Annotated in this window: 13 protein-coding genes; 9 read left to right on the top strand and 4 right to left on the bottom strand. The window is 39.7% G+C overall.

What is annotated here, in order from left to right:
* Positions 1-3: 3 nt before the first annotated feature.
* The 6 genes from RB604_RS00115 to rprY all read left to right on the top strand — a co-directional run bounded on the left by RB604_RS00115 (position 4) and on the right by rprY (position 10,884).
* Positions 4-255, top strand: a complete 252-nt coding sequence (locus tag RB604_RS00115; protein WP_007482129.1) for a hypothetical protein — start codon at positions 4-6, stop codon at positions 253-255.
* A gap of 7 nt (positions 256-262) precedes the next feature.
* Complete coding sequence (locus tag RB604_RS00110) at positions 263-3,391, top strand: glycoside hydrolase (RefSeq protein ID WP_055294781.1); 3,129 nt, start codon at positions 263-265, stop codon at positions 3,389-3,391.
* A gap of 378 nt (positions 3,392-3,769) precedes the next feature.
* Complete coding sequence (locus RB604_RS00105; protein WP_373133515.1) at positions 3,770-5,938, top strand: glycoside hydrolase family 2 TIM barrel-domain containing protein; 2,169 nt, start codon at positions 3,770-3,772, stop codon at positions 5,936-5,938.
* A 267-nt stretch (positions 5,939-6,205) separates the two neighbouring features.
* Entirely contained in the window at positions 6,206-8,362 is a 2,157-nt protein-coding gene (gene fusA2, locus RB604_RS00100) for an elongation factor G2 (protein WP_005933566.1), read from the top strand.
* Positions 8,363-8,627: 265 nt separating this feature from the next.
* Complete coding sequence (locus RB604_RS00095; protein WP_005933563.1) at positions 8,628-10,178, top strand: sensor histidine kinase; 1,551 nt, start codon at positions 8,628-8,630, stop codon at positions 10,176-10,178.
* Positions 10,179-10,182: 4 nt separating this feature from the next.
* Positions 10,183-10,884 (top strand): response regulator transcription factor RprY, encoded by a 702-nt coding sequence (rprY, locus tag RB604_RS00090; protein ID WP_002562540.1) that lies wholly within the window; start codon positions 10,183-10,185, stop codon positions 10,882-10,884.
* A gap of 63 nt (positions 10,885-10,947) precedes the next feature.
* Here rprY and RB604_RS00085 read toward each other — a convergent pair whose 3' ends face one another.
* On the bottom strand, positions 10,948-11,124 hold the full coding sequence (locus RB604_RS00085) for a hypothetical protein (RefSeq protein WP_005933561.1): 177 nt from the start codon (positions 11,122-11,124) through the stop codon (positions 10,948-10,950).
* 131 nt (positions 11,125-11,255) lie between these two features.
* Positions 11,256-11,702, bottom strand: a complete 447-nt coding sequence (locus RB604_RS00080; RefSeq protein ID WP_005933559.1) for a MarR family winged helix-turn-helix transcriptional regulator — start codon at positions 11,700-11,702, stop codon at positions 11,256-11,258.
* A 161-nt stretch (positions 11,703-11,863) separates the two neighbouring features.
* Here RB604_RS00080 and rpsF point away from each other — a divergent pair, with 161 nt between their 5' ends.
* From rpsF to rplI, 3 genes are read left to right on the top strand one after another with little or no spacing between them, the layout of a single operon-like run.
* Positions 11,864-12,208 (top strand): 30S ribosomal protein S6, encoded by a 345-nt coding sequence (gene rpsF / locus RB604_RS00075; RefSeq protein WP_002562537.1) that lies wholly within the window; start codon positions 11,864-11,866, stop codon positions 12,206-12,208.
* A 2-nt stretch (positions 12,209-12,210) separates the two neighbouring features.
* Positions 12,211-12,483: a 30S ribosomal protein S18 gene (gene rpsR, locus RB604_RS00070; protein WP_002562536.1), complete on the top strand. Its 273-nt coding sequence runs from the start codon at positions 12,211-12,213 to the stop codon at positions 12,481-12,483.
* A gap of 14 nt (positions 12,484-12,497) precedes the next feature.
* Complete coding sequence (rplI, locus tag RB604_RS00065) at positions 12,498-12,941, top strand: 50S ribosomal protein L9 (RefSeq protein WP_005933552.1); 444 nt, start codon at positions 12,498-12,500, stop codon at positions 12,939-12,941.
* Positions 12,942-13,146: 205 nt separating this feature from the next.
* Here the strand turns inward: rplI and RB604_RS00060 are convergent, their stop codons facing one another.
* On the bottom strand, positions 13,147-13,362 hold the full coding sequence (locus RB604_RS00060) for a hypothetical protein (protein WP_005933549.1): 216 nt from the start codon (positions 13,360-13,362) through the stop codon (positions 13,147-13,149).
* Between the two features lie 157 nt (positions 13,363-13,519).
* Positions 13,520-15,193 (bottom strand): long-chain fatty acid--CoA ligase, encoded by a 1,674-nt coding sequence (locus tag RB604_RS00055; RefSeq protein WP_007482132.1) that lies wholly within the window; start codon positions 15,191-15,193, stop codon positions 13,520-13,522.
* Positions 15,194-15,344: the final 151 nt, after the last annotated feature.

The raw sequence follows: 15,344 nt of genomic DNA, 5'->3' as shown, positions 1-15,344 counted from the left end.
TGTATGAAAAAGAGTTTAGCACTATTGGGGAGACTGACCGGCATTTCTCCTGTAAAAGACATTTGTCCTGTACCGAAATCCGATAGAGATTTCTCTATTGAAGGAGTTGTGATTGAACAGACTGAGCTGTATAATAAAAAAAATGAATCGGGAATTGATGTTGCTGACCTGAATACAGGCATTTGCATTATGTACACTGAGAATATTGATAATATGATAATGTCAGTGAAAATAGTAAACAATATAAATATCTAATACAAATATGACCTTAAAAAAAATACTCATATATCTCGCCTTGGTTTTGCCGCTATGTTTGTCTGCACAAAATTATGCTGATTATAAACTATATGCTTCATATGACTTTGAACAAGGCGTGATTGACAGACAGGCTAATACAAGCTTGGAGTTGAAAAATGGTGCCAGGATTGTGGAAGACGCTGTCCGTGGAAAAGTTCTTTATTTTAGTGGCGATAAGTGTCAACATGCTGTAATGGTGCCCGCACCTGTTATGGGAGACACAATGTCCCTTTCTTTTTGGTATAAGCGTAGTTCACGGGATGATTCTAAGGTTAGTTGGAAACAGATCTTTGAATTCTATAATTCCGTTGACGGTAGCAATATTTATTTTATGCCTGTATATGGATTTGATGATTCGCTAAGTGGTGTTGTTTGCGATGCCAGAACATTCAATTCGGGTGTTTGGGAACCGTTGTACGGTCCATGTATAGATGCGAATGATGCGTGGCATCATGTTGTCTTAGTAGTACACGAAACCTCTTGGAGTTATTATCTGGATGGTGAGAAAGTGGGAACAAAGAATATTTTTGTCTCTTTATCTCTTATGAATCTGACACATCTGTTTTTTGGAATGAATCCTAACCGTGAGCTACATCCGTCGACTGGTTCGATAGATGATATTAATATTTATCATTATCCGTTGAGCCAGAGTCAGGTTTCCCAAATATATGCAGGTGAAGCTATCACGGAACCACTTGGAGAAGGGCCTCTTACCTTTCATTTTGATAATAATTTGAATGAAGAAGGCAGGCGTATAACTCTTGATGGCTTTAAATATTCATTTGTTCGTGACGGTCAAAGAGGGCCGGCCGTAAAAATAGATGCAGGGGGACAACTGAATTTCTCTGATAATATCTTATCTAACGGTTCGTCAACCATAAACTTTTTGTATAAAAAAGAATCGATTGGTGCCACCGATGATGGAAAATATATCTATCAGGCTTCAAAAGACGATGACAACAGCTATGGTATTAAAATAAAAGTCGATGGTGATGCGGCTTACCTTGTACTGGAAACGGTAAAGAATGGTGTAAAGAATGAAACAGTAAGCCAGGAAAAACTTGAATCTGATGAATGGAATGCCATAAGTATTTTCTACTCCATGACTGCCCAGAATAATATGCGAATTTATCAGAATGGCAAACAAATCATTGTAAACGCAGGGGTGGAAACTTATAGTTTGGGATTAAATCAGTGGAGCTTGGGAAGTACCACTACTTCAAAAAGTGCAGGTGGGCTTTATGATGAATTCGTAGTGGAAAATTATGCAATGAGACCGGACGGGGTAAACGAATATTATAAAAGTAATCTTACTTCCTTAAGTATAACTGTTGATTTTGCCAATAAACATCAAACTATACGTAATTTTGGTGCTTCCGATGCTTGGGATGCCGACGTATTAGGTAAGTACTGGCCCGAAGAAAAAAAGAATCGGCTCGCGGAACTGCTTTTCAGCAAAGAATTTGATAACGAAGGAAATCCTAAGGGGATCGGATTGTCTTGCTGGAGGTTTAATATCGGTTCGGGGTCTGCGGAGCAGGGCGAAGAAAGCAAAATAGCGGGACCCAGTAAGCGTACTGAATGTTTCATGAATCCTGATGGTACTTACAATTGGGAGAAACAAAAAGGACAACAATGGTTTCTCAAGAAAGCTGTACTGGATTATGAAGTAGAAGATATTGTCGGTTTCATGAATTCTCCCCCCGTATATTTTACTAAACACGGATATGCTTTCAATCAGGAAAACGGATGGGATTATATTCTTGCATCTGATAAATACGATAATTTTGCATCGTTTACTGCCGATGTCGTAGAGCATTTTGATAAGGAAGGTATTCATTTCGATTATATCAGCCCGATAAACGAACCGCAATATCAATGGGGACCCGGAGGTGACGGATGGGCCGGTCAGGAAGGATCGCCTGCTACTGACCAGCAAATTGCAGATGTTACGAAAAGTATGAGTAGGGTATTTGCTTCCAGAAAGCTCACAACGGAAGTGTCTATTGCAGAAGGCGGTGCGATTGGTAGCTTAATAGCTCAAATACCGAAATTCTGGGGTAACGAAGAACCGGATATGAAAGTAGGTGGGCTGCCGAATGTTTCTTATGTGGCATCCGGACATAGTTATTGGAGCGACCGTAATCCGGAAGATATGTATAATAGCCGTGTACATCTTCGGGAAGTAATGGAGGCGACAGATGACAAGCTCGAGTATTTTCAGACCGAATACAGTCTTTTAGACGGCGGTTATACTTGGGGACATCCTGGTGGCATAGTAGGAAACTTTCGTGAGATAGAGTGTGCAATAGCCCTTGCCCGTATGTTGCATGTCGATTTATCAGTGGGTAATGCTACCGGATGGCACTGGTGGACTGCTTTCAGCCAAGGAAAACATTTGGGAGAAAGCCGCTTTGCATTGCTTGAGACGATGACAACAAAAGATATGACAGATGGTTTTTACAACGATACAAAACTTCTTTATACACTTGGGCAGTACTCCCGCTTTGTACGTCCGGGAATGAAACGGGTGGAGGTAAATCGTTCTGATAATTTAAGCGTCATAGCAGCGCTGAGAAATGATATGTATTCTGCATATATTGATGAAGAAACCAATCAGGTTATTATTGTTGCGGCAAATTCAAAGATCACTCAAAGCAGGATTGAGTTGGCAGTAGAAAATCTGCCTGTATCTGCTAATAGCGGTTTAGAATTTACTCCTTATATTACTTCTGATAATGATGATATGAGAGCTTATCCGAAAATCAAGGAAGGGGAAACATTTATCTTGCCTCCTCTTTCTATAGTAACATTTGTTTCGGAATCTACCGTTCCTTCTTCAATAACAGAAGAACCAGAGGAGATAAATATCCATATTTATCCTAATCCTATCGTTGATGAAGCAACTGTCAACAGTAGAAATACGATACGAAATATCACAGTATATGATGTTTATGGAAAAGTAGTTTATCAGCAGGCAGGTATCAATGATAATATGTGCAAGTTGTTTTTGCCGGGATTTTCCGCCGGTATATATATCGCAAGTATAGAAACTGATGAAGGCTATAGAATACAAAAGATCGTGAAGAAATAATTTTAAAGATGCGGTTTTAAAAAGAAACCGCATCTTTAGACACAAAAACAATAGGTATGAAAAGAAAATTAAGTGCATTGATATTGATAGTTCTATCAATATTTCTATCTGATGATCTATTTGCCGATCCGATGTTTGGAAAAAAGAATTAATAACGGACGATTGGCAGTTCATCTTAAATGATTCTCCGGAGCTTCCTGACGCAAATCAGAATTGGTTAAAAGTTGACTTGCCGCATGATTGGAGTGTGCGAGGACAATTGAGTCCTACATTAGCCAGTTGTACGGGATATCTTCCCGGAGGAACCGGCTGGTATAAGAAAAAATAAAAATAGCAGATGAATTAAAGGGTAAAAAGCTTTATGTATATTTTGAAGGTGTGTACAACAGGAGTGAGGTCTACATTAACGGACACTTATTGGGTAAACGTCCGAATGGTTATATTTCTTTTATGTATGATATTACCTCTTATGTAAAGTATGATTCGGATAACATGCTTGCGGTTAAGGTAGATCATAGTCGGCGGGCTGATTCTCGCTGGTACACCGGATCTGGTATTTACCGGAATGTTTATTTGGTGGAGGCCAATCCTGTGCATATTGCTCAATGGGGAGTATATGCTTATCCGAAGTCGGTAACAAAAAAACAAACTGTTCTTCATGTCGAAGTGGAAGTAGAGAACGAGTCGGACGTAAATTCTATTGTAACTGTAAATAATGAATTGATTGATACTGAAGGAAATACGGTGGCAAGGAAATCTGGGAAATTATCCATACAATCCGGTCTGAGTGAAAAGATCCGGTCTGATTTAAAAGTAAATGCCCCTCGACTTTGGGATATCGACCATCCCAATCTTTATCAACTGAAAACCACTGTTTCTAAAAATGGAGAAATCATTGGTGAAACAGTGGCCAAAGCCGGTTTACGATCTTTCACTTTCGACCCTGATAGAGGATTCGCACTCAATGGCAACTGGATGAAAATGAAAGGAGTGTGCATTCATCATGATGCCGGAACTTTAGGAACGGTTGTTCCACGGGACGTTTGGAGGAAAAGGTTACTGAATCTGAAAGAGATCGGTTGTAATGCCATTCGTACGAGCCACAATCCGCAAGCTCCCGATTTATATGATTTATGTGATGAATTGGGGCTTCTGGTTTTGAATGAGGCTTATGATGAATGGGAGTTTCCTAAACGTAAGTGGATAGAAGGCTGGAACGTAGGCGTACCCGGATTTCAAGGTTCATACGATTTCTTTCGGGAGTGGGGTGAGAAAGATCTTGCCGATATGGTACAACGTGACAGAAATCACGCATCTGTATTTGCATGGAGCATAGGAAATGAGGTTGATTATCCGAACGATCCTTATTCGCATCCCATACTTGATGGAGATGGAGGTTTTACTCAGGCCATGTATGGCGGTTATAAAAAAGATGCACCCGACGCGATGCGTCTTGGGGATATAGCGAAAAGGCTTGTAAAAGTAGTAAAACAGTATGATATTTCTCGTCCTGTTACTGCTGGTTTGGCCGGAGTAGCGATGTCTAACGAAACGGAATATCCCGGTGCTTTGGATATTGCCGGATATAACTATACGGAAAGCCGGTATGATTCAGATCATTTAAAATATCCCGGTCGTGTGATTTATGGAAGTGAAAACCGGCACGATATGGAAGCATGGAGAGCGGTTAGGGATAAAGAACACATATTGGGGCAATTTTTGTGGACTGGTATCGACTATTTGGGGGAATCCGGCAGATGGCCTTCGCGTGGATTCTATTCGGGGCTTTTGGATTTTAGTGGAGAGATCAAACCGCGCGGTTATTTTCGTCAGGCACTTTGGTCGACAAAACCGATGGCTTATATTGGAACTTATCCCACTCCGGGAATGAGAAGCGGGAGTTTGATGAAAGATGTTTGGTCTGGGTTGGAGGCATTGAATAGCGGAAGCGGTTATATCGAGAAGACGCCTTCTATGGATGCGTGGCCCATCTGGAATTATATTGTCGGACAGTCTGTTCGTGTGGTTTGTTACACGAATGCTGCAAAAGCCAGATTGGAATTGAATAATAAAATTGTCGGCCAAACAAAAGATTATGATGATAATACGGGAATTATCTATTGGGATATTCCTTTTGAGTCTGGTAGATTGGAGGTGATAGGGCTGGATGTTAATGGCAATGAAGTCATACGTCATGCGATACAATCTTCAGGCCGGCCTTATGCATTGAAAATTGTACATCAGAATAATGTTATATCCAAAGATAAGGGGCTGGCTCAGGTAAGTTTAGAGGTGGTAGATGAAGAGGGTATTCCGGTGATGATTTCAGATGATGAAATAACGTGTCATATAGTTGGCCCTGCACGGCTTTTGGGGTTGGAAGCGAGTAATAACTCTGATATGGGAGATTATACAGATCACGTTCAGCGTGTGTTTCATGGACGGTTGCTGGCATATATACAGGCTTCCGGAGCAGAAGGAATAATAAAAGTAAAATTCACATCCCCCTGGCTTAAGGAAATACAAACTGAAATTGCGACAAAATAGGATAATTGAATGCCTGTTTAAATTTCACATCCTTCGTAGAGGTTGTATGCCATGCACCTCTACAAAAAGTGGTCGTTCGGCATTTAACCTTTTTTACTCTGCGAACAGTTTCTTCCCGTTTTGTTTATTTCCATAACGTGTTACATAACATTGTTTAGTAACACAGTGCTCTTTGTTGCTTTTCCCCTTATTAATTCCTAATTTGCGCCACACTAAAATAATGGTATGCGAGAACATACTGAGTAATTCATTTAAATCTTATATATTATGAAGGTATATCAGACTAACGAAATTAAGAACATCGCCTTATTGGGAAGTTCTGGCTCTGGGAAAACCACTCTCGTGGAAGCAATGCTTTTCGAGAGTGGTGTTATAAAACGTCGCGGAACAATTGCCGCAAAAAATACAGTTAGTGATTATTTCCCTGTTGAACAAGAGTATGGCTACTCCGTTTTCTCTACCGTATTCCATGTAGAATGGAACAATAAAAAGCTGAATATGATAGACTGTCCGGGTTCGGACGACTTTGTAGGAGGCACAGTTACTGCACTTAATGTGACCGATACAGCAATTCTTCTTCTTAATGGCCAATATGGCATCGAAGTCGGTACACAGAATCATTTCCGTTACACTGAAAAATTGAATAAACCCGTTATTTTCCTTGTCAACCAGCTTGATAATGATAAATGCGACTATGATAATATCTTGGAACAGTTAAGAGAGGCTTATGGCTCAAAAGTTGTTCCTATCCAGTATCCTATTGCTACAGGTCCCGGCTTTAACGCCCTTATCGATGTTCTGTTGATGAAGAAGTATTCATGGAAACCCGAAGGAGGTGCTCCTATCATTGAGGATGTTCCGGCCGAAGAAATGGATAAGGCTATGGAATTGCACAAGGCGCTTGTAGAAGCAGCTGCCGAAAATGATGAGGGACTGATGGAAAAATTCTTTGAACAGGATTCATTGACCGAAGATGAAATGCGTGAAGGAATCCGTAAAGGGCTTGCGGCTCGTGGAATGTTCCCTGTCTTCTGTGTATGTGCGGGTAAGGATATGGGTGTACGCCGTTTAATGGAGTTTTTGGGTAATGTTGTTCCGTTCGTTTCTGAAATGCCTAAAGTAACGAACACCGAAGGCAAAGAGGTGGCACCCGATGCTAATGGCCCTACTTCCCTCTATTTCTTTAAAACCAGTGTCGAACCTCATATCGGAGAGGTGTCTTATTTTAAAGTAATGAGTGGAAAAGTGCACGAAGGCGATGATTTGGTTAATGCCGACCGTGGATCAAAAGAGCGTATGGCGCAGCTTTATGTGGTAGCTGGTTCCAATCGTATTAAAGTGGAGGAACTTTTAGCCGGTGATATCGGAGCTACTGTAAAATTGAAAGATGTTAAAACCGGTAATACGCTGGATGGTAAGGATTGTGATTATAAATTTAATTTTATCAAATATCCCAACTCGAAATATTCACGTGCCATCAAACCTGTCAATGAGGCTGATGTGGAGAAGATGATGAGTATTCTAAACCGTATGCGTGAAGAAGATCCGACTTGGGTGGTTGAGCAGTCTAAGGAATTGAAGCAGACGATTGTACACGGACAGGGAGAATTCCATCTGCGTACTTTGAAATGGCGCCTGGAAAATAATGAAAAACTTCAGGTGAAATTTGAAGAGCCGAAGATACCTTATCGCGAAACGATAACCAAGGCTGCCCGTGCCGATTATCGCCATAAAAAGCAATCCGGAGGTGCAGGCCAGTTTGGTGAGGTACATCTTATTGTTGAACCATACAAGGAAGGAATGCCTGTGCCGGATACTTACAAATTTAACGGGCAGGAATTTAAGATCAATGTAAAAGGTACTGAAGAGGTACCATTGGAATGGGGAGGAAAATTGGTTTTTGTCAATAGTATCGTCGGAGGTTCTATCGATGCCCGTTTTTTACCTGCTATCTTGAAGGGAGTGATGGCACGCATGGAGCAAGGGCCGTTGACCGGTTCGTATGCCCGTGATGTACGTGTGATTGTGTATGATGGAAAAATGCACCCGGTAGATTCCAATGAAATTTCTTTTATGCTGGCGGGACGTAACGCGTTTAGTGAAGCCTTTAAGAATGCCGGTCCGAAAATTCTGGAACCTATTTATGATGTGGAAGTATTTGTTCCGTCGGATAAGATGGGTGATGTAATGGGCGATTTGCAAGGACGCCGTGCTATGATTATGGGCATGAGCAGTGAGAAGGGATTTGAGAAACTCATAGCTAAAGTGCCTCTCAAAGAGATGGCTTCTTACTCTACGGCCTTGAGTTCTTTGACTGGTGGGCGTGCTTCGTTTATTATGAAATTCGCAAGTTACGAACTGGTACCGTCCGATGTACAGGATAAGTTAATTAAGGACTTCGAAGCCAAACAGGTAGAGGAGTAATTATTATTCGTTTATAATGCTTTAGCCGCTTTTCTTTCTTTTGAAAGAGAAGCGGCTTTTTTACTTAACAATGATTAAGAAAAGTGGAATTATTCAAGAGAAAGATTTAATTTTTTATTAAATTTGCAAACCAAAGGGTAGAATGTTTTGTTATAGTCGTCAGAACATGAGCTAAATATCGCCTTTCGGTTAATTTACGAGAATGTACGGTTAAAACAGGTTAATGTGTTAGGCGTGTTAATTAGGGAGTGTTAATTTTGTTGCTATGAAAAAGTCAACAATCTGGATATTAGGTATTGTAATGGGTCTTTCCTTCCTCGGATTACTTTACTTGCAAGTGAGTTATATAGAGGCAATGGTAAAGATGCGCAAAGAACAATTTGATAATTCTGTGCGGAATAGTCTGTATCAGGTATCAAAAGATGTGGAATTTGCGGAGACGGACCGTTGGCTGAGAGAGGATATTTCTGAAGCCGAACGGAAAGCACTGACAGCTTCTTCTACTATACAAGGAGAGGATTTGGTTCAGCAGACGCAACGTTTTACGGTGAAATCACCGGATGGAAGAATAATGACGGACTTTGAATTGAAAGTGATGACGAACAAACCGTCGGAGTTACCCAAAATGATGATTTCACGCAGGCATGGTGGAAATACGATTCCGAAAACATCGAAGTCATTGCTCGATGCGGTTAAGAATCGTTATATGTATCAACGGGTTTTGCTTGACGAAGTAGCACTGCAAATGGTTTATCGTGCCAGTGACAAGTCGATAGGCGAACGCGTAAGATTTAAGGATTTGGATGATTACTTGAAGTCGGCCCTACTTAATAATGGTATAGAATTGCCTTACCACTTTACAGTAATCGATAAAGATGGACGAGAAGTATACCGTTGTGCGGATTTTGAAATGAAAGGAAGCGAGGACTCTTATACCCAACCTCTTTTTCAGAACGATCCGCCGGCCAAGATGAGTATCGTAAAAGTGCACTTTCCCGGAAAAAAAGATTATATTTTTGATTCGGTGAGTTTTATGATTCCATCTATGATATTTACTTTCGTGTTGTTGATAACGTTTATTTTCACGTTGTATATTGTTTTCCGTCAGAAGAAACTGACAGAAATGAAGAACGATTTTATCAATAATATGACACATGAGTTTAAGACGCCGATATCGACTATCTCGCTGGCAGCACAAATGCTGAAAGATCCTGCGGTGGGCAAGTCTCCACAGATGTTCCAGCATATATCGGGAGTGATCAATGATGAGACGAAGCGACTGCGTTTCCAAGTGGAAAAAGTGCTTCAGATGTCAATGTTCGACCGGCAGAAAGCAACGCTTAAGATGAAGGAAATCGATGCGAACGAGTTGATAACAGGGGTGATAAATACTTTCACTTTAAAGGTGGAACGATATAATGGTAAGATAACATCGAACCTTGAGGCCACTGATCCTGTTATATTTGCAGATGAAATGCATATCACCAATGTGATCTTCAATTTGATGGACAATGCGGTGAAGTATAAGAAGCCGGAAGAGGACCTGTTGCTAAATGTCAGAACTTGGAATGAACCGGGAAAGTTGATGATTTCTATACAGGATAACGGTATCGGTATAAAAAAAGAAAACCTTAAAAAGGTATTTGATAAGTTCTATCGCGTGCATACAGGTAATCTGCACGATGTAAAAGGATTCGGATTAGGGTTAGCCTATGTGAAGAAGATTATTCAGGATCATAAGGGAACTATCCGTGCCGAGAGCGAATTGAATGTGGGAACAAAATTTATTATTGCATTACCTTTATTAAAAAATTAATGATATGGACGAGAAACTGCGTATTTTATTATGCGAAGATGACGAGAATCTTGGCATGCTTTTAAGAGAATATTTACAGGCAAAAGGTTATTCTGCTGAGTTGTATCCGGATGGAGAAGCTGGTTATAAGGCTTTCTTGAAGAATAAGTATGATTTGTGTGTGTTTGATGTAATGATGCCTAAGAAAGACGGATTTACATTGGCGCAGGATGTACGTGCTGCAAATGCGGAAATTCCTATTATTTTTCTGACAGCAAAAACACTGAAAGAAGATATTTTGGAAGGTTTTAAGATTGGTGCGGATGACTACATAACCAAACCTTTCAGTATGGAAGAACTGACTTTCAGAATCGAGGCTATCTTGAGACGTGTGCGTGGAAAGAAGAACAAAGAAAGTAATATCTATAAAATCGGTAAGTTTACTTTCGATACACAGAAACAAATTCTTGCCTCGGAAGGGAAGCAAACGAAACTGACTACAAAAGAATCGGAATTACTTGGTTTGCTTTGTGCACATGCAAATGAAATCTTGCAACGTGATTTCGCTTTAAAGACTATCTGGATTGATGATAACTATTTCAATGCTCGCAGTATGGATGTATACATCACTAAATTGCGTAAACATTTGAAAGAAGATGACTCTATCGAGATTATCAATATTCACGGAAAAGGGTACAAACTGATTACTCCTGAAGTTGAAAACTAAACGGAGGATAAAATAAAAAAGTCCGGAAATATTCATTCCCGGACTTTTTTATTTCCATTAATATCAATCTGCGATTCTCTTGTTGATTACAATATAAGAGATAAGACCTAAAACTACCAAGACTACAGAAGTTCCTAAGATGGCATTGTTGTTTACATTGCCAGTAAAAGAACAAGCAATCAAGATGATTACTCCAGCCAAGATCAATATTAATCCTAAATTCTTTAATAAGCCTTTCATGTGTGTGTATTTTTATAGATTATTTTATTCTTAGCCACAAATTAAAGCATAATTCTTTAACGGGCGAAATTATTTATGCAAAAAAACTATTATTCAGTGTAAATAGTCAGTTTTTGCATATTTATAAACATCTAATCTTTGGTATTAAAGAATATTTTTCTCAGAACTTCCTGGCTGACGCTTAGCTCTTCAACGGTAATACCTTGTAAGGCTTCCATGAGAGTCCGGTTGGCTATAAGACGTGCCTTTTCTTCCAGTTCCTTACCGGTTTTTGTTAAGTGGATGAGGTTGGTACGGCGGTCTTTCTTGTCTGAGATACGAACTACAAGATGCTGACGTTCCATATTGTCTATCAGCCGGGTCATGCTTGGCTTATCTTTAAAAGTTGCATTACACAACTCTTGCTGGGTCACACCGTCTTTTTCCCAAAGAAAAATGAGTACGGTCCATTGTTCTGGACTGATTTCCAAACCGCCTTGGCGGAAGTTACGGTACAGCTTTCGGTTAATAGCAGCAGAGACTTTGCCATTCAAAATGGCAAAAATAAGTCGGATGTCAAAGTTAAACTGTTCTATCATGAAATTATTGTTTCAACAACTTTGCAAAGGTAGGATGCTTCTTCGATAAATCCTATTTTCCGGGTATAAAAAAAGATTAAATGTTTGTTGTTCAAAATAAAATGTCTAACTTTGCACCCGCATTTTTAAATCAAATAAATTATTTATTTAATTAAACGAGTATGAATCAATACGAAACCGTTTTCATTTTAACTCCCGTTTTGTCTGATGTTCAGATGAAGGAAGCGGTAGAAAAATTCAAAGGCATTCTTCAGGCTGAAGGTGCTGAGATTATTAATGAAGAGAACTGGGGACTGAAGAAGTTGGCTTATCCTATCCAGAAGAAGTCTACAGGTTTTTATCAGTTGATCGAGTTCAATGCAGATCCTACTGTTATCGACAAGTTGGAACTGAATTTTCGTCGTGACGAACGCGTGATCCGTTTCTTGACTTTCAAGATGGATAAATACGCTGCAGAGTATGCTGCTAAAAGAAGAAGTGTTAAATCAAGCAAAAAGGAGGATTAATTATGGCACAACAAGTTCAATCAGAAATCAGATATTTGACTCCGCCTTCAGTAGACGTAAAGAAGAAAAAATACTGCCGTTTCAAAAAAAGTGGTATCCGTTATATCGACTACAAAGATCCTGAATTTTTGAAGAAATTCTTGAATGAACAGGGAAAAATCCTTCCTCGCCGTATTACTGGTACTTCTTTGAAGTTCCAACGTCGTATTGCGCAGGCTGTGAAGAGAGCACGTCACTTGGCATTGTTGCCTTATGTAACTGACATGATGAAATAAGAAGGAGGAAAAGTATGGAAATTATATTGAAAGAAGACGTAGTAAATTTGGGTTATAAGAATGACATCGTAACTGTTAAGTCTGGTTATGGTCGTAATTATTTGATCCCGACTGGAAAAGCCATTATTGCTTCTCCTTCTGCAAAAAAAATGTTGGCTGAAGAACTGAAACAGCGTGCTCACAAACTTGAAAAGATCAAGAAAGATGCTGAAGCTATGGCTGCTAAGTTGGAAGGTGTATCTTTGACTATTGCTACTAAGGTTAGCTCTACGGGTACAATCTTTGGTTCTGTAAGTAATATCCAAATTGCTGAGGCATTGGCTAAATTGGGTCATGAAGTAGACAGAAAGATTATCGTAGTGAAAGATGCTGTGAAAGAAGTTGGTTCTTACAAAGCTGTCGTTAAACTGCATAAGGAAGTTGCTGTAGAAATTCCTTTTGAGGTAGTTGCTGAATAATAAGATACTTATTATATAAAAAGAAAAGCCTGTTCTCTCAAAAACAGGCTTTTCTTTTTATATAATCTTTTATTGTGTCCTTTTACACGTTTTTTTATCACTTATTCGTTGTGCTTCCTTGATATTTTATTGGGAAAGGGGACATAAAAAAAGTCTGTCCGTGATTTTTCACGTCAGACTTTCAATTCTCTCTAAACTGTAGAAATTATTCAGCTACAGTTTCTGTTACTGCTACGCTATCAACTACTTCTACTGTATCAATTGCTGCGGCTGCTTCAGCTGCAGCTGCTTCTACTGCTTCAAGTGAATCAGCGATACGGATAGAGTCTGCTTCTGCTTTTGCTGCATCAGCTGCTTTATTACCACAAGATGCCAACGATACTGCTGCGATAGCTGCGAACATTAAAACTAATTTTTTCATTTTCTTTGCTTTTTAATCTATAATACAATCAATTGCTTATTAAAACGCTGCAAAGATATAGACTTTTGGAATACGTTGTTCTCGATATACCAACTTTTTTTATATTTTTTTTCGAAGATCGCTTTCTATTTGTCTCACAATATGTTTTACAACATGGTTAGTTTACTGCTATGCTATTGTATAAGTAGCGTTTAATACTTCTTTTAGGAGTTTTTTCAAATTCCGTGGGATAGAGTTGGATCTGGCTTATCTTCTCATAGTTGGCTACGCTTGCATTTAGATTCTTCAGGTTTTCATCCATGATCGTTTTTAAATTCTCCGGTTGGTTGAGTCCTAACGAATCTAATGATTCATAATCTGCATATACCAAAGCCACTAACTTTTTGTTTCGTTCGATAATAAGGCTTTCAAGAATGAAAGGCAAGTTATTCAGTTTGGCTTCAATTTCTTCCGGGAATATATTTTGCCCGCTTGAACTCAGAATCATTGTTTTCAAACGTCCGCGTATAAAGATATTGCCATTGGCATCCATTGTTCCCAAGTCACCGGTGCGCAACCAGCCATCTTCGGTGAATACCTCTTGGGTTGCTTCCGGGTTTTTGTAATAGCCGGTCATTACATTTTCGCCGCGTACTTGAATTTCTCCGGTTTCCGCTTCCGGATTTTCTTTATAGATGCGTGCTTCCATAATGTCGAGTATCTTACCGGAAGAGGTTGGGATAAATTCGTTCCATGGTGCGTAGCTGATGAGCGGACCACATTCTGTCATTCCGTATCCGATGGTAAACGGAAATTTTATTTTATGGAAAAATTCCTCCACTTCCGGATTCATAGCCGCTCCGCCAATGATTATTTCTTTGAAACGTCCTCCCAGAGCATCGATCAGTTTTTTACGGATCTGTGCATAAATCTGTCCGTCGAGTAGTGGAATGCTGAGTGCCCATTTCATTCCTTTCTTATTAATGAGAGGTTGAATGGTGTTTTTATATATTTTCTCAATAACGAGCGGAACAGTGATAATCAAATTGGGTTTCACTTCTTCGAAAGCTTTCATGATGATTTTCGGAGAGGGGGTTTTGCCGAGCAGTGTGACATGGGTGCCTACAGCTGTAGCTGTCAGGAAGTCGAAAGCACAGCCATAGGCATGTGCCAGTGGGAGGAAAGAAAGTACTTTATCTCCTTTTTTCAGTAGCTCGGTACGGATACCGAAAGTAACGTTGCCTGCCAGATTGTTTCCGGTTAACATTACTCCCTTACTGAAACCGGTAGTGCCGGAAGTATAGTTCAATAGCATTACCTTGTCATTGGAAAGCGTGGTATATTGTACGTCTTCGCGCTGGAATCCCTTGGGATAGGTGTGATGCATCTCTTCATCCAGATGCTTGATGAATTTCTGTATGGTTTCTCCATCCCGCTGATATAGACAGCGGAAGTCTGATAAGGAAAATACTCCACGAAGCCCTGTTAGTTTTTCTTCTTCCAGATTTTCCCAGATGGTGTCACTGGTGAAAAGGAATACGGATTCGGAATGATTGACGATGTGGTGTACGTCGCTCGGATTGAAATCCTGAAGGATGGGAACAATAATGGCCCCATAAGTAATTGTGGCCATGTAAGCAATGCACCAACGGGCATTGTTTTTTCCGATAACCGCAATTTTGTCACCACGTCGCAGGCTACAATGTTTGAACAGCAGGTGAAGGCGGGCTATCTCTTCGGCAACTTGCCCATAGGTATAACTGATGTTGTCACCATAATCGGTATAACAAGGTAAATCCCAATTTTCGTGAAAACTGTTCTCGTATAATTTGATGAAATTCTCTTTTATCATTGCACGTTTTTTAGTAAACTGTGCAAAAATAGGAATAATAATTTAATTAGGAACCAAAAAATAAGATTTAACCACTGTGCGGAGGTTAAATTTTTTAATTTAAGTAAACGCTTAATTCTCTGTTTTTAATCCTTAATTCACATAGAATGCA

Source organism: Bacteroides salyersiae, from assembly GCF_031172035.1.
Lineage (GTDB): Bacteria > Bacteroidota > Bacteroidia > Bacteroidales > Bacteroidaceae > Bacteroides > Bacteroides salyersiae.
This window is presented reverse-complemented; position numbering and strand designations above follow the sequence as displayed.